General features: G+C 53.5%; 20 protein-coding genes. 9 read left to right on the forward strand and 11 right to left on the reverse strand.

Annotation, left to right across the window (positions count from 1 at the left end):
• Positions 1 to 57: 57 nt before the first annotated feature.
• Both ispE and lolB read right to left on the reverse strand, forming a co-directional pair.
• Positions 58 to 915 carry a 4-(cytidine 5'-diphospho)-2-C-methyl-D-erythritol kinase gene (gene ispE / locus HA51_RS10185; protein ID WP_084934407.1) on the reverse strand — a complete coding sequence of 286 codons (858 nt, stop codon included), beginning with the start codon at positions 913 to 915 and terminating at the stop codon, positions 58 to 60.
• Positions 912 to 1,535: a lipoprotein insertase outer membrane protein LolB gene (gene lolB / locus HA51_RS10190; protein WP_084934408.1), complete on the reverse strand. Its 624-nt coding sequence runs from the start codon at positions 1,533 to 1,535 to the stop codon at positions 912 to 914. Before lolB ends, ispE begins: the two co-directional genes overlap by 4 nt.
• A gap of 216 nt (positions 1,536 to 1,751) precedes the next feature.
• Between lolB and hemA the strand changes: the two genes are divergently transcribed.
• Genes hemA through kdsA form a run of 6 tightly spaced genes read left to right on the forward strand, consistent with a single transcriptional unit; the run spans position 1,752 to position 7,062 of the window.
• Complete coding sequence (gene hemA / locus HA51_RS10195) at positions 1,752 to 3,008, forward strand: glutamyl-tRNA reductase (protein ID WP_084934409.1); 1,257 nt, start codon at positions 1,752 to 1,754, stop codon at positions 3,006 to 3,008.
• Between the two features lie 41 nt (positions 3,009 to 3,049).
• Positions 3,050 to 4,132: a peptide chain release factor 1 gene (gene prfA, locus HA51_RS10200; protein WP_084934410.1), complete on the forward strand. Its 1,083-nt coding sequence runs from the start codon at positions 3,050 to 3,052 to the stop codon at positions 4,130 to 4,132.
• On the forward strand, positions 4,132 to 4,977 hold the full coding sequence (gene prmC / locus HA51_RS10205; RefSeq protein ID WP_084934411.1) for a peptide chain release factor N(5)-glutamine methyltransferase: 846 nt from the start codon (positions 4,132 to 4,134) through the stop codon (positions 4,975 to 4,977). Before prfA ends, prmC begins: the two co-directional genes overlap by 1 nt.
• Positions 4,977 to 5,375 carry a SirB2 family protein gene (locus HA51_RS10210; protein ID WP_084934412.1) on the forward strand — a complete coding sequence of 133 codons (399 nt, stop codon included), beginning with the start codon at positions 4,977 to 4,979 and terminating at the stop codon, positions 5,373 to 5,375. The genes prmC and HA51_RS10210 overlap by 1 nt, the downstream gene beginning before the upstream one ends.
• Positions 5,372 to 6,181, forward strand: coding sequence for an invasion regulator SirB1 (sirB1, locus tag HA51_RS10215; protein ID WP_084934413.1), 810 nt, complete (start codon positions 5,372 to 5,374; stop codon positions 6,179 to 6,181). Before HA51_RS10210 ends, sirB1 begins: the two co-directional genes overlap by 4 nt.
• Before the next feature lie 26 nt (positions 6,182 to 6,207).
• Positions 6,208 to 7,062, forward strand: coding sequence for a 3-deoxy-8-phosphooctulonate synthase (gene kdsA, locus HA51_RS10220; protein ID WP_084934414.1), 855 nt, complete (start codon positions 6,208 to 6,210; stop codon positions 7,060 to 7,062).
• Between the two features lie 156 nt (positions 7,063 to 7,218).
• On the opposite strand, the gene chaA is transcribed toward kdsA, so the two are convergent.
• Positions 7,219 to 8,310, reverse strand: a complete 1,092-nt coding sequence (gene chaA / locus HA51_RS10225) for a sodium-potassium/proton antiporter ChaA (RefSeq protein ID WP_084934415.1) — start codon at positions 8,308 to 8,310, stop codon at positions 7,219 to 7,221.
• Positions 8,311 to 8,677: 367 nt separating this feature from the next.
• Between chaA and HA51_RS10230 the strand changes: the two genes are divergently transcribed.
• Positions 8,678 to 8,890, forward strand: a complete 213-nt coding sequence (locus HA51_RS10230) for a ChaB family protein (protein WP_084934416.1) — start codon at positions 8,678 to 8,680, stop codon at positions 8,888 to 8,890.
• A 257-nt stretch (positions 8,891 to 9,147) separates the two neighbouring features.
• Entirely contained in the window at positions 9,148 to 9,816 is a 669-nt protein-coding gene (locus tag HA51_RS10235; RefSeq protein WP_084934417.1) for a gamma-glutamylcyclotransferase, read from the forward strand.
• On the opposite strand, the gene HA51_RS10240 is transcribed toward HA51_RS10235, so the two are convergent.
• From HA51_RS10240 to HA51_RS10275, 8 genes are all read right to left on the reverse strand, one after another.
• Positions 9,817 to 11,235 carry a serine/threonine protein kinase gene (locus HA51_RS10240; protein WP_084934418.1) on the reverse strand — a complete coding sequence of 473 codons (1,419 nt, stop codon included), beginning with the start codon at positions 11,233 to 11,235 and terminating at the stop codon, positions 9,817 to 9,819.
• A 67-nt stretch (positions 11,236 to 11,302) separates the two neighbouring features.
• Positions 11,303 to 12,256, reverse strand: coding sequence for a hypothetical protein (locus tag HA51_RS10245; RefSeq protein ID WP_084934419.1), 954 nt, complete (start codon positions 12,254 to 12,256; stop codon positions 11,303 to 11,305).
• 14 nt (positions 12,257 to 12,270) lie between these two features.
• A complete protein-coding gene (locus HA51_RS10250; RefSeq protein WP_084934420.1) occupies positions 12,271 to 13,047 on the reverse strand; it encodes a PP2C family protein-serine/threonine phosphatase in 777 nt (258 codons plus the stop codon).
• Positions 13,044 to 14,159, reverse strand: coding sequence for a type VI secretion system-associated FHA domain protein TagH (gene tagH / locus HA51_RS10255; RefSeq protein ID WP_084934421.1), 1,116 nt, complete (start codon positions 14,157 to 14,159; stop codon positions 13,044 to 13,046). Before tagH ends, HA51_RS10250 begins: the two co-directional genes overlap by 4 nt.
• A 33-nt stretch (positions 14,160 to 14,192) precedes the next feature.
• Positions 14,193 to 14,891, reverse strand: coding sequence for a type VI secretion system-associated protein TagF (gene tagF, locus HA51_RS10260; RefSeq protein ID WP_084934422.1), 699 nt, complete (start codon positions 14,889 to 14,891; stop codon positions 14,193 to 14,195).
• Positions 14,892 to 14,904: 13 nt separating this feature from the next.
• Positions 14,905 to 17,019, reverse strand: coding sequence for a type VI secretion system membrane subunit TssM (gene tssM / locus HA51_RS10265; protein WP_084934423.1), 2,115 nt, complete (start codon positions 17,017 to 17,019; stop codon positions 14,905 to 14,907).
• Positions 17,019 to 18,233 carry a type IVB secretion system protein IcmH/DotU gene (icmH, locus tag HA51_RS10270; RefSeq protein ID WP_084934424.1) on the reverse strand — a complete coding sequence of 405 codons (1,215 nt, stop codon included), beginning with the start codon at positions 18,231 to 18,233 and terminating at the stop codon, positions 17,019 to 17,021. Before icmH ends, tssM begins: the two co-directional genes overlap by 1 nt.
• Before the next feature lie 85 nt (positions 18,234 to 18,318).
• A complete protein-coding gene (locus HA51_RS10275) occupies positions 18,319 to 18,810 on the reverse strand; it encodes an SH3 domain-containing protein (RefSeq protein WP_211282925.1) in 492 nt (163 codons plus the stop codon).
• A 483-nt stretch (positions 18,811 to 19,293) separates the two neighbouring features.
• Between HA51_RS10275 and HA51_RS10280 the strand changes: the two genes are divergently transcribed.
• Positions 19,294 to 20,514: a nitrate regulatory protein gene (locus tag HA51_RS10280; RefSeq protein ID WP_084934425.1), complete on the forward strand. Its 1,221-nt coding sequence runs from the start codon at positions 19,294 to 19,296 to the stop codon at positions 20,512 to 20,514.
• The last annotated feature ends 14 nt before the right edge of the window (positions 20,515 to 20,528 follow it).

The raw sequence follows: 20,528 nt of genomic DNA on the forward strand, positions 1-20,528 counted from the left end.
GTGTGTTAATGCGTCACGTGCCGTGCCTGGAACAGGGTGGCACGGTCACGTAAACGCTTAGAGCCCGGAAAGGCTACGTTGCAACGGCGAGATATTAAGCCCGCGCGCCACAAATCCGCAAATCCATTTCGGGGCAAGCTCCAGCACCTGACGAGCGTCGGATTCGGTGTTAAATTCAGCAAAAACACAAGATCCGGTCCCTGTCAGGCGCGACGGCGCGTATTCTAGCAGCCAGGAAAGCAGTGCATCAACCTCGCGAAAACGTTTTCTTACCACAGGCTCACAATCATTGTGAAAAGGACGCTGTAACAGCTCATCTAATGTGCGTATCGGCGAATTGCGCGTCAGTTCCGCATCCCTGAAAATATCCGGGGTGGCGATACTCACGCCAGGATGCGCGACCAGGTACCATTTTTCGTCCGGTTCAGCGGGTTGTATCTTCTCGCCAACCCCTTCTGCGAAAGCAGCATGACCACGAACGAACACCGGTACATCGGCACCGAGATGCACGCCGATCGCGGCCAACTCATCAATGCTAAGCTGCGTTTGCCATAAATGATTAAGTGCTACCAGCACCGTTGCCGCATCAGATGAGCCGCCCCCCAAACCTCCGCCCATTGGCAAACGTTTTTCCAGCGCGATTTGCGCTCCGGCATCGAGGGGGAGGGAGCCGCGCGCAGCGGCCGCCTGTTTTAAGGCCTGCGCGGCACGCACGATCAGATTCTCTTCATCCGCGACCCCTGACAACGGTGTTAGTAGCTTTATCTTACCGCTGCTGTCTGGGGTGATCTCCAGCGTATCGCCGAAATCCAAAAACTGAAATAACGTTTGCAGGTTGTGATAGCCGTCAGGACGACGGCCCGTGATATAGAGAAACAGGTTCAGCTTTGCTGGCGCCGGCCATGTGGTGATCATTGTGTCGTCCAGCTATCCATGCGTAATTTGATGCGCTGACCGCCTTCCGTCAGTTCCAGATTAGCCGGCAGCGGCGGATTGACCTTGCTGTCGTAATCGGAGATGGACACTTTCCACTGTTGGCCATTACGGCTGTAGTTCACGCTTTGCAGCTGATAGTTACTGTTCAGCTGGTAATCTGTGGCATCACCCGGCAGACCCATCATCCACTGACGCAGGTTGGCCAATGGGATATCCATCCCCGTGAGCTGTGAAATCATCTTTTCGGCGTCGTTACTGACGTAGCGCTTGCCTTTGTTATCGACGATTTGCACCACAGAGCCTTGCGCATCCAGCTGCAATTCAGTGCTGCCGAGTGGGTTGGTTAACAGCAGACGATAACGGTCAGCGGCGGTTTGCTGCCAGTTAAAGCGCGCATAGACTTTTTGCTTATCAGAGAGATAGGCAAACGCGCCGCGTGTTTGATACTGGGTGATTTTTGTCACAGCCTGTTGATGCTGCTGCCATTGTGGTGAAGTGGTGCTGGGACCCGGACCTTGGGGTTTGTTGATGCTACAAGCAACCAGCAGTACGCTGGCAAAGGGTAAAAGGCGCAACAGCTTGCGCGGGGGCAAATGCATCACGTGGTCGTCTCCTCAGACACGTTTTTAATTCGTAACAGGTAACGCTAACCATCCAATTCTATGCCGTCAATGCCGATGTAAGGATAATTGCGCACGATCAGTTTAATCTTATTACAGACATAGGCTTTGTATGGCTTTTCTTGATCTGTGGCATCTTGTAGAATGCGTCTCACAAAACCCTGACAATTATTGGGATATCCCAACCCCATCACCATGACGCTGCTTGCACTCGGAATCAACCACAAGACCGCACCTGTCGCACTGCGCGAACGCGTTGCGTTTCTGCCCGACACGCTGGACCAGGCACTCAACAGCCTGCTTTCTCAGCCGATGGTGCAGAGCGGTGTGGTGCTCTCAACCTGTAACCGTACTGAACTCTATCTCAGCGTAGAGCAGCAAACGGATTTGCAGGAGAAGCTGGTGCACTGGTTGTGTGAATATCACGATTTGCGTGAAGAGGATGTCAGGGCAAGCCTCTACTGGCATCAAGACAACGCGGCCGTCAGCCATCTGATGCGCGTTGCCAGCGGTCTCGACTCACTGGTGTTGGGTGAACCGCAAATTCTGGGTCAGGTCAAGAAAGCCCACGCTGACTCCTCGCGTGACCATGCGTTGACCAGCGAGTTGGAGCGCATGTTCCAGAAAACCTTCTCGGTTGCCAAACGCGTGCGCACGGAAACTGAAATTGGTGCCAGTGCGGTGTCTGTCGCCTTCGCCGCCTGTTCCCTGGCGCGCCAAATCTTTGAGTCACTCAGCACGGTTAACGTCCTGTTGGTCGGTGCGGGTGAAACCATCGAATTAGTGGCGCGTCATCTGCGCGAACACAAAGTGCAGAAGTTAATGATTGCCAACCGTACGCGCGAACGTGCGCAGTTGCTGGCCGATGAAGTGGGCGCAGAAGTGATTGGTTTAGGCGATATCGAAACGCGTCTGGCGGATGCCGACATCATCATCTCTTCCACTGCCAGCCCGTTGCCTATCATCGGCAAAGGCATGGTGGAGCGCGCGCTGAAGGCGCGTCGTAATCAGCCCATGCTGCTGGTGGACATTGCGGTTCCGCGTGATGTTGAACCCGAAGTGGGCAAGCTGGCAAACGCCTATCTCTATAGCGTCGATGATTTGCAGGCCATCATCGAGCAGAACATGGCGCAACGTAAAGCCGCCGCTGTGCAGGCTGAAAGCATTGTGGTGCAGGAAAGCGGCGAATTTATGGCGTGGCTGCGTGCTCAAAGCGCCGGTGACACCATTCGCGAGTATCGCTCGCAGGCCGATGATGTGCGTGCAGAACTGCAAGAGCGGGCACTGGCCGCACTGCGCCAAGGTGCAGATGCTGAGAAAGTGCTGCAAGAGCTGGCCCATAAGCTCACCAATCGTCTTATTCATGCACCAACCAAATCATTGCAGCAGGCCGCGCGCGACGGCGACAGCGAACGCCTGCAGATCTTACGTGACAGCCTCGGTTTAGAGTAATCTGGTCTGTCACGACCTATCACTGGGATACCCTCTATTACATGAAAAGCTCTATTGTTGCCAAGCTGGAAGCCCTCCAGGAGCGCCACGAAGAAGTGGAAGCGTTACTGGGTGATGCCGGCGTCATTGGCGATCAAGAACGTTTCCGCGCCTTATCACGCGAATATGCGCAGCTGACCGACGTGACTCATTGCTTCCGTGACTGGCAGCAAGTTCAGGAAGATATCGAAACCGCTGAAATGATGCTCGACGATCCTGAAATGCGCGAAATGGCTAACGAAGAATTAAAACTGTCGCGCGAGAAACGAGAAGTGCTGGAGCAGCAGCTACAGGTGCTATTGCTCCCGAAAGATCCTGACGATGAACGTTCTTGCTTTGTTGAAGTGCGCGCCGGTACTGGCGGTGATGAAGCGGCTATCTTCGCGGGCGACCTGTTCCGCATGTACAGCCGTTATGCCGAATCACGTCGCTGGCAGGTGGAAATCATCAGCGCCAACGAAGGTGAGCATGGTGGCTATAAAGAAGTTATTGCGCGCATCAATGGCGACGGCGCCTATGGCCGTTTGAAATTTGAATCAGGCGGTCATCGCGTACAGCGTGTACCGGAAACCGAATCTCAGGGCCGTATTCATACCTCGGCGTGCACCGTCGCGGTGATGCCAGAACTGCCAGAAGCGGACATGCCAGAGATTAACGCGGGCGATCTGAAGATCGATACCTTCCGCTCTTCAGGCGCGGGCGGTCAGCACGTTAACACCACCGACTCCGCGATCCGTATTACCCACTTGCCGACCGGTATTGTGGTGGAGTGTCAGGACGAGCGTTCGCAGCACAAGAACAAAGCCAAAGCGTTGGCGGTGCTCGGTGCACGTATTCATGCCGCCGAAACTGCCAAACGTAATGCGGCTGAAGCTTCAACCCGTCGTAATTTACTCGGCACTGGCGATCGTTCCGACCGTAACCGTACCTACAACTTCCCGCAGGGCCGTGTCACCGATCACCGTATCAACCTGACGCTCTACCGTCTGGATGAAACCATGGAAGGCAAGTTGGATACCTTGATTGAGCCGATTGTGCAGGAATATCAGGCCGATCAGCTGGCGGCGTTGGCTGGACAGGATTGATGATCATTCGTCACTGGCTGCAACAGGCGGTTGCCGCTCTGTTTGGCGGCGATAGCCCGAAGCGTGATGCGGAGATTTTGCTGGGTTTTGTCACCGGTAAATCGCGCAGTTGGCTGGTGGCGTTTGATGATGCCGAGCTGGATGCTGCGCAGTTGAGCCAACTTGAGACACTGTTGGCACGTCGTGTTAAGGGCGAACCGGTTGCCCATCTGGTGGGCGAACGTGAGTTCTGGTCGCTGCCACTGCGCGTCAGTGATGTCACGTTGATTCCCCGTCCCGATACAGAAGTATTGGTCGAGCAGGCGCTGGCACGTGTGCCGACAACGCCGGCAACTCTGCTTGATCTTGGCACCGGCACCGGTGCCATTGCACTGGCGCTGGCCAGTGAACGGCCTGATTGCCAGGTATTGGGGTGCGATCGCATACCCGATGCCGTCGCACTGGCACAAGAGAATGCGCAGCGTTTGCATATCAATAACGCGCATTTTCAGCTCAGTCATTGGTTTAACGATCTTCCCGCCCAACGTTTCGACCTGATTGTCAGCAATCCCCCTTATATTGATGCCGCCGATAAACATCTGCAGCAGGGCGATGTGCGCTTTGAGCCGCTTAGCGCCTTGGTTGCCGATGATGCCGGTCTGGCAGATCTACGTTTTATTATTCAAAGTGCGCCACACTGGTTGCAGCCGGGTGGCTGGCTATTACTGGAGCACGGCTGGCAGCAGGATGAAGCCGTACGCGCGATCATGATGCAGCACGGTTACCAGCAGGTCAGTAGCATTAACGATTATGGCGGCAATCCGCGTGTGACACTTGGGCAATTTTTTGGATTTAAGGAAGCATAATGGCGAGCTGGTATCCGCTGGTTAAACATTTTCACCTGCTGACGGTTGCCCTTACCATCAGCCTGTTTCTGCTGCGATTTTATTGGCTTACGACGGGTTCAGCCATGTTGCAGCGCCGCTGGGTACGTATCGCACCACACATTAACGACACCTTTTTGCTGTTAAGCGGCGTGTGGTTAGTGGTGATCACGCACTTTTATCCGTTCTCACCGCAAGGAAGCTGGCTGACGGAGAAGCTGTTAGGGGTTATTATCTACATCGCCTTAGGTTCCGTGGCATTGAGCCGTCGCCCACGTAAGATGGGGACCCGTTGGATCGCCTGCCTGATTGCAATCGTAGCGCTGCTGTTTGTGATTAAGCTGGCGATGACCAAAATGCCGATATTGGGGATAGCATGACCTCGCCAGAGCAACTCGATTACAGTGAAACACCGTTGAGTGAAGCGGTGATTGGCGCGACCTGCGCCATACGCAATGATTTTTCCGCGCCTTCTGTGCAGCAACAGTTGGCTGCGTTGGTTGAAGAAGCCCGTGAATACGTCAGCAGTGAACAGAATGCTGATTTGCAGCTCGGGAAGCTGCTGGATTTGTTTTACCGCGAGTGGGGATTTGGCGGCGCCAGTGGCGTCTACAATTTATCCGACGCGCTGTGGATCGACAAAGTATTGAAGAGCCGTCAGGGTACCGCAGTGTCACTGGGTGTGATTCTGTTGCACATTGCTGATGAGCTGGAACTGCCGCTGATGCCGGTGATTTTCCCTACGCAACTGATTCTGCGTGCGGATTGGCTGGATGGTGAAATGTGGCTGATAAACCCGTTTAACGGTGAAACGTTGGATACGCATACATTGGAAGTGTGGTTGAAGGGCAATATCAGCCCAACGGCCAAACTCTACAATGACGATCTCGACGAAGCGAAAACGGTTAATGTGATGCGTAAAATGCTCGACACATTGAAAGCGGCTTTGATGGAAGAGAAGCAAATGGAACTGGCATTGAATGTCAGCCAGGTGTTGCTGCAGATTGATCCCGACGATCCTTACGAAATCCGCGATCGTGGTTTAATCTACGCCCAGCTCGAGTGCGAACATATCGCGCTAACGGATTTAACTTACTTCGTTGAGCAGTGTCCTGAAGACCCGGTCAGCGAAATGATTAAAGTGCAGATTCACGCAATTGAACAGAAACAGGTGACGCTGCACTAAGCGTCCCTCGAAAACAAGGAAAAGGCATGACACAGAAAGTAGTGAATATTGGCGATATCAAAGTCGCAAACGATCTGCCATTTGTTCTCTTTGGTGGTATGAACGTGCTGGAATCGCGCGACCTCGCCATGCGTATTTGCGAACACTACGTAAAAGTGACCGATAAGCTCGGCATCCCTTATGTGTTTAAAGCCTCTTTTGATAAAGCGAACCGTTCTTCCATCAAATCTTACCGTGGTCCAGGTCTGGAAGAGGGCATGAAGATTTTCCAGGAGCTGAAGCAGGCGTTCGGCGTGAAAATCATCACTGACGTACATGAAGCTTCTCAGGCGCAGCCAGTGGCAGATGTGGTTGATGTGATTCAGCTGCCAGCATTCCTGGCACGTCAGACCGATCTGGTTGAAGCGATGGCGAAAACCGGCGCAGTGATCAACGTCAAGAAACCTCAGTTCGTTAGCCCAGGCCAAATGGGTAACATTGTCGATAAGTTTGCGGAAGGCGGTAACGACAAGGTTATTCTGTGCGATCGTGGCAGCAACTTCGGTTATGACAACCTGGTTGTGGATATGCTTGGCTTCAACGTGATGAAGAAAGTGACCAACAACAGCCCGGTGATCTTCGACGTGACCCACGCCCTGCAGACGCGCGACCCGTTCGGTGCGGCTTCTGGCGGTCGTCGTGCACAGGTCGGTGAGCTGGCTCGTGCCGGTATGGCGATTGGCATTGCAGGTCTGTTCATTGAGGCCCATCCAGAACCAAACAGCGCGAAGTGCGATGGTCCTTCCGCACTGCCGCTGGATAAGCTGGAGCCATTCCTGGTTCAGATGAAAGCGATTGATGACCTGGTGAAGAGCTTCCCAGACCTGGATACCAGCAAGTAATCCTTGCAGACAGATGTGAAAAAGGCGCCGATGGCGCCTTTTTTGTGGGCAACGTATGGAGACGAAGCTTGATGATCGTGGTGCGATCAATCGCGAAGTCCTCTAGCAATATTGCTAGAATGTCGCGCAATGGATGGTGCCGCTACCTATGCCGCGTTAAAGCATTATCGTCAGCAAATAACCAGCAAACAGTGCCAGATGTGCCGCGCCGTTCAGTACGTTAGTACGACCGGTTGAGAACGAGATGTGGCACAGAATCAATGCCGCACTCATGATCACCATATGTGGCGGTTCCAGACCAAACACCAGCTGTTGGCCGGTCAGGGTGGCGATAATGGTGACGGCTGGCACTGTCAGAGAAATCGTTGCCAGCACTGAGCCAAAGAACAGGTTCATCGCGCGCTGTACCTGGTTCATCAACACCGCTTTGATGGCACCCAAGCCTTCCGGTGAAAGAATCAGTAAAGCGACTAAAAAGCCGGTAAATTGTTCTGGTGCGTTCAGTTCTGTGAGCAGGCTTTCCAGCGTATTTGCGTTCATCTTGGTGACGGCAATGACCGCAATCAGGTGCACAATCAGCCATAGGGTATGCCATTTAGAACTGTGTGCTGACGGTTTGCCGTGGTGTGGATCGCCGTCATCCCCGTCGTCTTCATGCTCGTAAACAAACAGACTCTGATGCGTTTTCATTTGGATCAGTAGAAATACGCCGTACATCGCAGCTGAAATAGCGGCAATCACCAGTGCCTGGGCCGTGGTGAAATTACCGCCCGGTAAGGCATTCGGAAACACCAGCACCAGAATCGCCAGCGGAAAAATAGCGATCATGTACTGTTTTACCCCAGCGAGATTCACGTACTGGGTGGCGAATTTACGGCCGCCCAGCAGCAGCGCAAAGCCCACCAGACCGCCGGTGACAATCATGATGATGGAGTAGAGGGTATCACGCATCAGCGCAGGAGCCGCATCGCCGGTTGCCATCAGCGCGGAGATCAAACTCACTTCTAAAATCACCACGGAGAGGCTTAAAATCAGCGAACCATAAGGCTCGCCTAAACGGTGGGCCAAGACATCGGCGTGACGAACGACGCTAAAAGCACTGCTGAGAATGGCGATAAGCGCCAGCAGGTTGATACCGATAATCGGCATTAAGCTCGTTTGGCCGCCAAAAAAACTCAGCACGGCCAATGCAGCAATGGGTAAAATCAACGAGTACTCGGTATGTCGGGTTTTCTCATGTGTAGCCATTCACCATCCTCTCCGGCAAAAAGAACAAAACAGGCGATCAGTGCCTGATAAATATAATGACGTTTATGACGCAGCGCAGTGTAACTTTTCAACAGTTATGTTTCAGGCTCTTTACGCGTTTTTACTTAATCACTATTTTTATCTTAACACCGTAAAAGTTAGAGTTATCTGTTAATAATCACATTTATTCATGGTGTTGTGATTTTGTGAATTTAAACTATCTACTGAAATTACGATGATAAACCAATCTTAAAGTGAGGCTTATTTGCTTTAATGGATGTAACTTAAAGTTTAGCAACTAAAGTGCATGTTTGCATTTTTCTGCCCGTCTCTCAGACTGACTAAGACACAGTATGTAGGAGGAAATATGCTGTACTCATCCAATCGAGAGTTGCCCGATAGCGTTCGCCACGTGTTGCCTAATCCTGCGCAGACCATTTATCAAAAGGCATTCAACAGTGTCTGGGATCAATATAAAGATGCTGACGACCACCGTGGTGACGAATCCCGGGAGCCGGTGGCTCATAAAGTTGCCTGGGCCGCCGTGAAACAAGATTACGCGAAAGGTAATGATAATTAGTGGCACCCTAAACATTAACCTCAATGTGCGAGCCGTTGTGGTCCGCTTCACCGTTTGACCGGAATCATTTAAGTTCCCCGCCAGGCAGCCGATGCTATTTACAGATAATTTCCCCTTTGTGATCGGGGACAATCTTGAAAGTTTTATGAAAAATGCATTAATGTCTTCTCTTAAGTCGATGCAACGCGAGTTGCCTGTAAGACATCAATTTTGAGGAGCCGAACCGACAGGATGTCAGCGCAGTAGAGGAGGTCGCATTGTTAACCCGGGAATTTCTGTTAAAAGCGGATTGTAAAACATCTTTTGGTGATATTGATGAGGCGTTGCTGTGGAGTTGTGAGCAACGTGCCGCATCGCTGGCCGCTACGCTCGCTTGTCGGCCCGATCAAAGCCCGGTGTGGATCTTTGGCTATGGTTCCCTGATGTGGAACCCGGTATTCGAAGCAGAAGAAGTGGCATCCGGTCTGTTGGACGGCTGGCACCGTGCGTTTTGCTTACGCCTGACGGCGGGACGTGGCACGGTCTCAACGCCCGGTCGCATGCTGGCGTTGAAAGAGGGTGGCACCACCAGTGGATTAGCGTTTCGTTTGCCAGAAGCACGTCTGCACGACGAACTTGAGCTGCTGTGGAAGCGTGAAATGATCACCGGTTGCTATCTGCCGACCTGGTGCGATCTGCAACTGGATGATGCGCGTACGGTGACAGCGCTGGTGTTTATTATGGACCCGCGCCACCCACTGTATGAAGCAGACTCCTGCCGCAGCACGATTGCACCACTGATTGCACAAGCCAGCGGACCGCTGGGTACTAACGCGCAATATCTCTACTCGCTGGAGCAGGAGTTAGGCAAGCGCGGTATGCAGGAAGATGCGTTAACACGGCTGGCGGCAGAGGTGAGGGCGCTGCAGCAATCTGCAGCGCGTTAATCAGGGTGTGCTGGGGTTGATAAGCCAGGTGCCCGGCTTATCAATGGTGATCGATTGGCTCAAGACCTGGCTGCCGCTGTGCACTTCAATGCGATAATTTCCCGCAGCCAGATTCAGTGAGGCGAAGCCGCTGCTGGCGGGTTTAACGTCCTTTGCTTCGCCGTTCAGCACAATATTCTCCCCGGCTTGCAACCGCAGATAGACGGTGGCCATGGCCGGCGCACTTCCGGCTATGTGGTTATCCGCCATCGGGGCTGATGCTGAGGGCGCAGCAGCCACAGGCGGAGCTTCATTATGACGATTGGCTTTCCATACCACGACTACCACCGCCAGAATGGCAATGGCCGCTACCGCGACTAAACCTGGCGACAGTCGACGCACATTACGCGGTGTCACAGGTTCAATTGATGCTGCGGCATGGTTCACTGCCAACACTTGCGGCTCGGGCACGGCGATGGCGATCGGCTCGGGGGTGAAGGCGGCCTCTGTCGTGACCGGAAAGGTGGTCACCAGTGCTTCAACATCGCTGACCGGCAAATCAATCAGGCTGGCAAAGGCATCAATGCTTTGCGGACGATCGGCGGGTTTCATCTCCAGAGCACAGTCGATGGCGTGCAGCAATGGCAGTGAATAGCCCTCAGGCTTACGTTCAACCAGCGGCTGATAGTTATCTTCAATGCAACGCACCACGCTGACTGGAGGAGCATGACCGGTAATCAAATTATGCAGCACGGCACCCAGCGCATAGATGTCGGTCCACGGCCCTTGCTCGACTTCGCCTTCCTCACTGTATTGTTCAATCGGCGCGAATCCAGGCTTCAGCATGATCTCGGTTTCATCGGACAGGTTACCGATCTCTTTCCGCGCTGAGCCAAAATCGAGTAGTACGGGCAGCTGGTTTTCCTGAATCTGAATATTATCCAGCGAAATATCACGATGCAGATAGCCGGCAGCGTGAATGGTATTGATCGCGCCAAACAACGGCGGGAGCAGGCGACGTATCCACGCTTCACTGATGCTTTCTGGGCTGGTGGTCTGCCACTCTTTCAGCGTCATACCGCTGTAATAGAGCGTCCCCATGTAGGCGGTACCATTCTCTTCCCAAAAACGCAGGACATGCAGAAGCCCTGGATGATTGAAACGCGCCAACAGACGCGCTTCCTGAATAAAACTGTTACGCCCGGCACTAAACAGTTTCTGGAAGCGTTCACCGCGCAGTTCTAAAGACAGGTCAGCTGCACGAACGGCCAGCGACACCGGCATATACTCTTTGATGGCGATGGTGCGCTCGAGCTGGTGATCCCAGGCCCGGTAGACGATGCCGAAGCCGCCGCCGCCAATCACTTCCTTGATTTCAAATTCATTAAACCGGTAACCCGCAGGCAGGGCATTCGGTGTGTGGTTTTCGTTTGCCGACATAGTGAACTCTCTGAACACGTCCTGTAGCGCCTGGTCAAGCTGGTTGACGGCAGGCGACGACCGCTAATTAATTAATGTTACGCCAGGCACCAATCGCCGGATCGACAAGATCCGCATGCAGGGTGTCAATCAGTAACACAGTCACTTTTTGCTGTGGCATAAATTGCGACGACCATACGCCGCGTAATGTTTCAACGCGCTTTTTCACCGCATCGCCGTCTTGGCCTGCAGTCTTATCCATTTTAATCAGCAGGTTACCCGTGAAACGCCAGACATGCTGCTGAGGGTCAAATGGCAGTATCAACCAGCTGCCATCGGCGTCTGGGCGGGACACAATCATACGTTGGTTATTTACCGCAACCACCTCCAACGGAGGACCGCTCATTTTCAAATCAGCAATCGGGTAACCCTGATAGAAATTCACTGCCAGACTGCGCGTTTTTCCACCATTCATCAGCATCATGTCGCTGGGGCCTTCAAGCCAGCCGTCAGTAGAACAGTGTTGTTGCGGATTATCTGGGATAAATAAGCCATCACCATTATTGTCATCCCACCAGGTGCGGAAATGGCACCCAGCAGGTAATGAGAAATGCTGTAACGGTGCGCTGTCTGCAGGGCGCGATAAATCCAGTGGCGCAGCATTATCAGCACTGGCGCTGGCGGTTGCGTCGTTAATAACAATCGGACGCCAGTTTTGCAGTTTGGCCGCACTACCATTCGCCAAAACGCTCCCCTCTTTATTGGTCATCTGCCAGGGGATTTCATCCAGGGTGCCACACTGATTGGCCAGCAGCGTTCCCACGCGTGGCAGGAAGCTGGTCAGAATGCTGGAGTCGGTACTTTTGCCAGAGACGATGCGCAACGGAAGTGTCTCTTTACACCAGTCATTTGGCGAATTACTGGCCACGTTATCGATATACACTTCCAACGACAGGCTCGGCGAATAGACCACGCGATAATCATCAGCTTGCGCATTCAGAGCCAGCAACAGGGTCGCTAAACCCGGCAACCACACTTTCATAGGGATCCTTGGAATCAATAACGTGTCGGCAGAAAACGTGCCGCATCAGCCTGGGAATAAAGCAGCGTCGCTTCCTGCGGTTCGCCAATCCAGATTGCCAGAGCGCTGAGATTGTCGCTTTTAACACTGCGGTTTACGGCTTGTTCCATCAAAGTCAGCCACTCTTCGCAGGCATTCACCATACGCAGGGCTTGTTCCATCTCTTGGGTGGTCAAATTGAGCCAAAATCCGTCGGTGCAGACGAGGAAGGCATCACCATCGGTTAATGCTATCACTTCGCTGAAGGTGGCTGGACGTGAGGGCTCAATGCCGAGCGCATTATAGAGTAAATTACTGTTAATGCCGGAATTTTCATAGCCTGCTTCTTGTAGCTGCTGCGCCAGACTGTGGTCACGCGTCACCTGACTTAATACACCGTGACGGAAGTGATAAACCCGGCTGTCACCGGCGTGCGCCCACCATGCACGCTGTGTGAGACGGTCAATAAACAGCGCGGCAAGGGTAGTACTCATACGGGCATATTTCGGATTCTTTCCTTGCGCCTCCAGCAGAACGCGCTGGCACTCTTCAATGGCTGAACGGGTGCTGTCAGGGGTAAATTCCTCACTGTTTTGTAGCTGCGTCAGCAAGGTGTCACGCACAATTTGCGCCGCCATGTCCCCGCCGGGAAGACCGGCGACACCATCACAGACCAGAAAGCAGGCTTTATGTTCGTCGAACTCTGTGCCGGTGCGGTCTTGGTTTTCGTCACGCATTCCCTGTTGGCAGCGACTGGCAAACATCATTTTCATGCGTCATCTGTCCGTGTCTGGGAATCTTTGTACTGGTTAACTTCCATATCATAGGCATGCAAGAACGCTTCGCCGAACAGGGTATGGAAGTCATCCTCAATTTCGCCCGCCGTACGCTGATAATGGCGTGAAAAGTGATCCCACAGCGCGGCTTTCCGCCCAGCGGAAAACGGCAATTTTGGCAGCACACCCTCGTGACGTGCTTCCTCTTCCAGTCGCTGAGGATTAAATGACTGCAGCATTGAGGCAATGATGGCACGGATACCCGCTATCATGCCGAGTTGATGCGCCTGCAAATCGACTAAGGCATCACGCACGGCCGCTTCGGGTGGCATAAATCCAGGCATCTGGCTTTGATAAATTTGCATCAACACGGTTTTGCCTGAGGGCAAAATTTTGAACGGATTGTTGGCCTCATTGAGGATCATCGTCATATCCGCTTTCACGCCGCGTTTGAGGATGGAGCGTGAAGAGAGCAGGGCTACTGTGCCTTGAGAAAACAAGCTCAACATACGACCCGTCACGCGCATTTGCTCCTCGGTAATGGGGGTTTGATGACCGTTGTTTAGCCCCATCCCTTCTAACAGCGCGGCGACCAGTTTGTCCTGATCGACGCCAGCCATCGCGACGGGCAGCGTAGGGGAGTCACTCTGCGGATCGATCCCTAAGCGCGGGTCAGTACGTCTTTCCTGACGGGCCACCGCAGGTTCTACCACGATTTCAGGTTCCTGTTGCATCCCGAGCGGATCGGCTGCGCTATCCGCGAAGAACGCCAGAGGATCGTCTTGTTGCACGTTCTGGCACGCTGGGTCACGGACTTCCAGTCCATACTCACCGATTTGCAGCGCATCACCGTGTTGCAACTGCACTTGTGTCCCACGTTTTAGCGCGATGCCATTCAACACCACCGAGGTGACGCTACCTTGATTAGTCAGACGGCATTCGCCCTCCGGTGACAGATGCACCAAGGCCTGCAAGCGTGAAATTGCGCGTGATTCGTCAGGTAGCACCAGATCGTTATCCTGGCTGCGACCAATAGTTCCCCCTGGCGGTTTAAACGCTACCGTCTTGGCGGGCACATCCGTATTGCACTGCACAATGGTAAATTGCATGAGTCGTCCCATTAACAAGGAAATCGCGACGGTCTATTCAAACATCGGTGGATAGAGTCCGTTGCGTCCCGGCTGAGCACCTGAAGCCGGGTTAAACAATAACGAAAAAAGTTGTGCGGTGAGCGGGCCACTGTGTTTATGCGTAGCGTGGGCAAATCCGTCACTGCGATTACTCCACCAGTAGCTAATGTGCTGCTGAGGATCAAAATTATCGGCGACCTCTCGCCAGCTCAATGTGCAGGGCAAGTCAGCAAAACCAATGATGTCCATAATGTCGCTGCGCTGTTTATCCGGCACCATGAGCGGCGCTAACTGTTGCATCAGCTGTTCCAGCGCATCAGGATTGAGTCGGTCACGCACGCCACGCAGGAGCAGAGTGCCCAGTTCTTGAAACCAATCGCCTGACATCGCCAGTTGCGCGCTATGCCAATGGCTGAGCGGAAAACTGCGTAACGCCAGCAGCGGCCAACTCCGGCCGACCCGATCGCACGAGGGCAACAAGCAGCCCATCTGTATTTGCTGACGCAGTGGCGACAGGGGTAACACAAAGTTCCACACCGGCGCGCGCAAAAACAGCGATGTATTGGCTTCGGGCTGCTGATGCCAGTGCATCAAGCCTTGCTGAAACCAGTGACTCCAGGGTGCTACGGTCGTCTCGCTGAGGCGCTGGCGCAGAAAATCCCCGGTAGCGGGTAATTTTCCGTACCAACCCGGTACGGTATGCGTCGCCATTGTTACCTCACCATTACTCACTGTGTCCGGTCAATCTCTGCGATACTGCCTGCGGCGCAATCGCTAGCGTGTTGCCATTCCCACCGGCGTTTTTCAGATTATCCGCAAGCTTGCGCATCATCAGCGCATTGTCACGCGCATAAGGTGACGACTGAATCTGTTGATCCAACAACTGGCTGAGATGCCAGTCCAACTGTTGTAAATCTCGAGCATTAACATCTGCTGGCAAATTGCGCTGTAGGTTTTGCATCAGCCAGCCTCGTAGAAATTCACCATCATAATTACGCGGTTGATACAGCATTTGATAGGCGCGCAAGGCATTGCGGCTGTACTCATTGTCGTCACCGGGATCGTCACGCAGCAAATTGGTAATCTGCTGGGCAACGCGGGGTAACAGCAGTGACTTAAGCGCATTTTGATAAAGCACCCATGCTGCATCGCTGACCTGGTTGCCACGATACAAGCCCACGCGCATGGTAAGCGGTGGATTGTCGAGAGAAAAACGGTCCGACAGCGGCAGTTTTACCAAGTTATTTAAGAAGGGTAGCAGATCAAAAATATTATCGGCTGGCTGATGTAATACCTGCTGACTTTGCAGCGTGATCGGGCTTATACGCGCGGAAACCTGATTGAGATAGTGCTGGTTCTGGAGGTAGCTGGCGAGCCATAACCCTGACAGCAATAACAAGGCGCCCGTTAGTGCGCCATACCCGATCCAATGAAACAGGCGGTTGCGGTACTCCCAGTGACGATTACTGCCCGCCAGGCCGCTCTCACGAAATACCAGGTCACTAAGCAGATCGCGAATAAAGAAACTCTGGACTTTGTTGCCGGGAATAGGATTGTGACGGGTTACGCTATCCCAAGTGGCGAAACTGTTCTCCCCGGTGTGCGGTAACTGTAGCTTACGATTGAGTTCGCCCATGATACGGTCGAAGGGTAAACCCTCCTGGGTGCCACTGGTAAAGAACAGACCGCGCGCCGACCAGGCAATCTCATCCTCGTGGCGGGAAAACACCACATCAAGATACTCATTTAACAATGGGCGCAGCGAGCTAAACTCCTGAGGGAAGAGAAAACTGTCGGCGCGTTGGGTGAGGTCGCGTTCACTCGACATCACACCCGCGAGCTGCTGCTGTAAACGCTGTTCTAAATGCTGATATTGTTGATTGAAACTGTTGTGCCAGTCGTCCTTACGCGGTTTACCAGGTTCCCATGGGAAGGTGAATCCCCAAATGGCGTCGCGTTGCGGTTTGCTCAAGCCGGCATTGAAGCTCATAAAACCTTTGAGTAAGTCGGTTTTGGTGACCATGACGTACACAGGGAAATGGATGCCCGTTTGCTGGTGCAGTTCCTGCATTCGGGCGCGCAGCGCACTGGCTTGGGCATGACGCGCTTCGGCGGAGTCTGTTAACAGGTCTGCCACGCTGATGGTCATGATGACGCCGTTTATCGGCTGGCGTGTGCGATAGCGCTTCAGCAGATTAATAAAACTCTGCCACTCCGCGCCGTCGCGCACGCGCTGACTCTCCTGCAAGGCATAACGGCCAGCCGTATCGATTAATACTGCGCTATCGGTAAACCACCAGTCGCAGTGGCGCGTGCCGCCCACTCCCCGAATCGCTGCTTTACCCAAACTGTCAGTGAGGGGGAATTCCAGTCCGGCATTGAGTAACGCGGTGGTCTTTCCGGCGCCTGGAGCTCCCATGATCACGTACCACGGAAGCTGATAGAGGTAGTGGCTTTGAAAACGAGCCAGCCAGCTTTGCTGATGGCGACGACCAAATTGGGTGCGTTTCAGACGCAAGGCGGCTTCACTAAAGCGCTGCGCCAGTAACGTATCGGTGGCTTGGCGATCGGATAACTCTTCACTGCTCATCTCCTGCAGACGATTAAGCAGTTTGCTGTTAAACCAGCCTCGCCAGATTGCGGGAATAAACTGGAACAGTACCCAGCAGAAAAGCAGCAAGCCCACGACGATTTGACGCGGAAAAACAGGCTCAAGTGGGCGGGTATCTCCCCAGCTCCACAAAGGCCCCAGCATCCAGAGCACGCAGCTCAGTGCCGTGACGCCAATCAGGCTCCACAGTAAACGATGGGTTAAAAGGTGTTGCAGCGATGCGCGCATCACTGACCTCCCGGATGATTGCCAAGGGTTTCCGGTGCCGCAAACAGGGTGATTTCGACACGCCGATTGCGTGCCCGGTTTTCATTGCTGTCATTGGGCAGCAGGGGATTACTGTCACCACGGCCTTCTGCCTTCACACTGTGTCCCTCGGCAAGTTGTGGATTCAGTAACTGCGTGACGGCACGAGCGCGGGCAAAGGAGAATTCATAGCTGGAGGCAAATCGACCATCGACGGGGCTGTTATCGGTATACACCGAGACTAAAACGGTCCCTTTCACTGTCTTCATCGCGCTGGCAACATGCGCCAACAGCGCACGTCCGACCTGATTGACCACGGTGCCATCGGCAGAAAACAGCTTGTCAGCGGGGATGATCACTTTGCTACCAAATGCGCCGTCGCTCACCTCCAGTTGTCCAGCGGCGATCACATCGTTTAGACGTTGGTGGAGATCGAGCAATGCCTGTGGAGAAGTGGGGCGACGTCCCGGCATGATTTGCGGCAAAGGTGTTTGATAGATGGCGCGCAGCAGTGGTTCAGCCGCATTGCCAAGCCGCCAGTTCAGACCGCTGTAGATCAAGCAGGCGATCAAGGTGGCTAAGGTGGCACAAGCCCACAGCGGCACCATCGGACGCGTCAGGCTGCTCACCAGTGGATGGACTTCTACCAATGGCGTGGCAGGATTAGCGGTGGAAGGCCGCGTTTCCTGAATGAGTTGCGCCAGGCGTTTACGAATGCCTTCACACTGGGCGCGCCCACTCTCACTGCCACGGTAACGGCCTTCATACCCCAGCAGCAGGCAGTAGTGGATGACTTCCAGCAGCCACAGATGTTGTTGTGGGCTTTGTGAAACGCGTGAGAGCAGCTGGAACACCTTTTCACCGCCCCAGCTTTCATTATGAAAGGTCACCAGCATGCCGTTACCGGACCAAACTCCTCGTGTGCCCCATGGTGTCTGGGCGGCAGCCTCATCTAACACACTGCAAAGGCAATAACGGGCACCAATGATCATCTCAAAGGGTAACCCGGCTTGCTTGCAGCGTTGTTCAAATTGGCGAATTTCTTCGATCAACAGCTGGCGCAAACCGGCGGGATCGTCATGCGTGGCAGCCTGCCGTATACGTACAACGGCATTCAGAATAGGTGCAGCGGCATTAAGCAAAAGGTTATCGTTGCCCGCGACAATGCCATCGCGTGCAACAGAATCCTGGGTCATTAAATCTCGATTTTCCTGGCAATAGCGCTATCTGCAGTCCACAGCAAGCGACCTTTCTGCGGACAATCTGCGCCGTATTGCATTCTCAGTCTAGGATCCAGGTCGCGGTGTCATTGGTGCGACAGGCTTTGCTGGCGCCTCCAACGGCCACACAGACCTGTTTGCTGCGGCGGGGGCGTGGACGATCGCTACGCACGGTGGCGTCGTAACGGCTGCTTTCGACCCCGGCTTTCGGCGGAATATAGCCAATCAACTGTCCATTCGGTTCGTCAGCAATAGCGAGCCAGCTGTGCTCCACACGGCCAAGCACTTCAAATGATTTAGCGTTATCGAGATAACGCACGATTTTGCCGCTGTAATCCGGTGTGGTCATCACGGATGCAGCATAGAGTGCGCGAAAATTTTCATTAACCGGCGTGAACTCGCCTGGTGCTGCCACCGCATTGCGGTGAACCAGTTTGACGCCATTAACCTCACTGGTTACCAACGTGTCATCAGTAACGGGCGCTGTTGGCGCTTTACAACCCGCCAACGTTAACACTGCCAGCAGGGTTAGCACGAGACTCTTATTCACCATGAACCTCAAGTTTCATCAGATTAGCTGCAGATTAATAGGTGGCACACGCGATTGAAGCGGGCAGATCAAGCAGCAAGAAAGCCATCAAAAAATAGTCAGATTACAGAAAGATAGTGCTGTGCTCAGTCTACCTAAGACTTTTGAGAATTCAATCCATTGCACTGGGGTAAATCCCGTGCTACCGGGCAAAAATGCAGCGAGAGGGAAGGATAAAAAAAGCGCGCTGGGAGTGATAGATAAGCTGCATTAACTTATTCAGCAGCTGATGAAATCAACTCGGGCGATAAAGCAATTTCCGGCTTAGCCTCGTTCATGAAAATAATAAAATTTATTAATGTATTGTGAGAATCGAAAAAAGATTGCGCGAGTAAACAATTTTATGACTTTCGGATTTTCCGTGAGCTTTACCACCCGTTTAAAACCGAGTTCGGCACGGCTTTTGCTTAATCTTAGCTATTCATTGAATTGATTGCGGGGGAAGCAATGAGCCGAGCTTTGGAATATTTACGCGCAAGTCGCGCCAGCGAGATCGCCAGCCTGCAGAGATTGTTGCACACGGGCGAACAGATTCTTGCACTCAGCGAATTGATTCATGTGTTACAGCGTGAGCGCGGAGCCAGCAACATCTGGTTGTGCTCTGCCGGTCGGTTATTTGGTGATGAACTTGAACTACGCGCGCAGGAGGTCCAGCAACGGCAACAGGCCGCTATCAATATGTTACCGCAGGCAGTGGCGCAACCCGGTTACAGTCGTTTTTGCATGCTGATTGCTGTGGCGTTGCAGGCATTGGAGAGTTTGCCTGCGCTTCGCCAACAGGTGCACGGCCAAAAATGCAGTCACGCTCAGGCAATGGACGCGTTCAATCATATCATCCGTACTTTACTCAACCTGGTGTTTGAAGCGGCCGACACGGCGAGCGAACCGGAAATTTCCCGCGCCCTGATCGCTCTCTTCAGCTTTATGCAGGGGAAAGAGTTAGCTGGGCAGGAGAGAGCCACAGGATCGGCAGGCTTTGCCGCGGGCACATTTACGCCCATGCAGCGCCAGCGTATTCAGGTGTTGATTGCTGCTCAGGAGCAGAGCTTTACGACGTTCAGCCAATTCGCCGATGCCCGCAATCTACAAAGCTGGCAGGCGATGGCGGATGCCGGCAGTCAGATCGAGCGGCTACGACGCATTGCCTGCACCGATGCGCATTGCGGTGAAGATGGTGTACTGCATTGGTTCACTCTGCTGAGCGAACGTCTTGATCATATGAAGCAGATAGAAGATGCGTTGTGCAGCACATTAATGCACTGCTGCGAGCGGGCGATTGCCGCCAGCGAACAAGTGGAACTGCAACAACTGGCGCATCAGGAAGAGGCGAGTTTCTCTCTCTATGTGGCGGGGGCAAGCTGGCTGGATGGGCAGGAAAACACGCTCAGCAGCAGTGGCCTGGCCCCACAGCTGGGTCGCTCGGTGTTATCGATGATTGGTGAGCAGGCCCAGCGCTTGCAAGCGCAGGCCGATGAGCTTGCCACCATGCGTGCCGCGCTGGATGAACGCAAAATTATCGATCAGGCCAAAAGCTGGCTCATGCAGCAGCACGGTTTTAGTGAACAGGATGCATGGCAGGCGCTGCGCAAAAGCGCGATGAATCAAAACAAACGCATGCTGGATATTGCTCAGGCGGTTCTTGCCGTGGCAGCGACTTTAAAGTCATAACCCTAAATAGGTAG

The organism is Pantoea rwandensis, assembly GCF_002095475.1.
Taxonomy (GTDB): domain Bacteria; phylum Pseudomonadota; class Gammaproteobacteria; order Enterobacterales; family Enterobacteriaceae; genus Pantoea; species Pantoea rwandensis.

Excerpts from the sequence above, each read along its gene's own strand:
- ispE (WP_084934407.1), bottom strand. The coding sequence starts at position 915 with ATGATCACCACATGGCCGGCGCCAGCAAAGCTGAACCTGTTTCTCTAT.
- lolB (WP_084934408.1), bottom strand. The coding sequence starts at position 1,535 with ATGCATTTGCCCCCGCGCAAGCTGTTGCGCCTTTTACCCTTTGCCAGC.
- hemA (WP_084934409.1), top strand. The coding sequence starts at position 1,752 with ATGACGCTGCTTGCACTCGGAATCAACCACAAGACCGCACCTGTCGCA.
- prfA (WP_084934410.1), top strand. The coding sequence starts at position 3,050 with ATGAAAAGCTCTATTGTTGCCAAGCTGGAAGCCCTCCAGGAGCGCCAC.
- prmC (WP_084934411.1), top strand. The coding sequence starts at position 4,132 with ATGATCATTCGTCACTGGCTGCAACAGGCGGTTGCCGCTCTGTTTGGC.
- HA51_RS10210 (WP_084934412.1), top strand. The coding sequence starts at position 4,977 with ATGGCGAGCTGGTATCCGCTGGTTAAACATTTTCACCTGCTGACGGTT.
- sirB1 (WP_084934413.1), top strand. The coding sequence starts at position 5,372 with ATGACCTCGCCAGAGCAACTCGATTACAGTGAAACACCGTTGAGTGAA.
- kdsA (WP_084934414.1), top strand. The coding sequence starts at position 6,208 with ATGACACAGAAAGTAGTGAATATTGGCGATATCAAAGTCGCAAACGAT.
- chaA (WP_084934415.1), bottom strand. The coding sequence starts at position 8,310 with ATGGCTACACATGAGAAAACCCGACATACCGAGTACTCGTTGATTTTA.
- HA51_RS10230 (WP_084934416.1), top strand. The coding sequence starts at position 8,678 with ATGCTGTACTCATCCAATCGAGAGTTGCCCGATAGCGTTCGCCACGTG.
- HA51_RS10240 (WP_084934418.1), bottom strand. The coding sequence starts at position 11,235 with ATGTCGGCAAACGAAAACCACACACCGAATGCCCTGCCTGCGGGTTAC.
- HA51_RS10245 (WP_084934419.1), bottom strand. The coding sequence starts at position 12,256 with ATGAAAGTGTGGTTGCCGGGTTTAGCGACCCTGTTGCTGGCTCTGAAT.
- HA51_RS10250 (WP_084934420.1), bottom strand. The coding sequence starts at position 13,047 with ATGAAAATGATGTTTGCCAGTCGCTGCCAACAGGGAATGCGTGACGAA.
- tagH (WP_084934421.1), bottom strand. The coding sequence starts at position 14,159 with ATGCAATTTACCATTGTGCAGTGCAATACGGATGTGCCCGCCAAGACG.
- tagF (WP_084934422.1), bottom strand. The coding sequence starts at position 14,891 with ATGGCGACGCATACCGTACCGGGTTGGTACGGAAAATTACCCGCTACC.
- tssM (WP_084934423.1), bottom strand. The coding sequence starts at position 17,019 with ATGCGCGCATCGCTGCAACACCTTTTAACCCATCGTTTACTGTGGAGC.
- icmH (WP_084934424.1), bottom strand. The coding sequence starts at position 18,233 with ATGACCCAGGATTCTGTTGCACGCGATGGCATTGTCGCGGGCAACGAT.
- HA51_RS10275 (WP_211282925.1), bottom strand. The coding sequence starts at position 18,810 with ATGGTGAATAAGAGTCTCGTGCTAACCCTGCTGGCAGTGTTAACGTTG.
- HA51_RS10280 (WP_084934425.1), top strand. The coding sequence starts at position 19,294 with ATGAGCCGAGCTTTGGAATATTTACGCGCAAGTCGCGCCAGCGAGATC.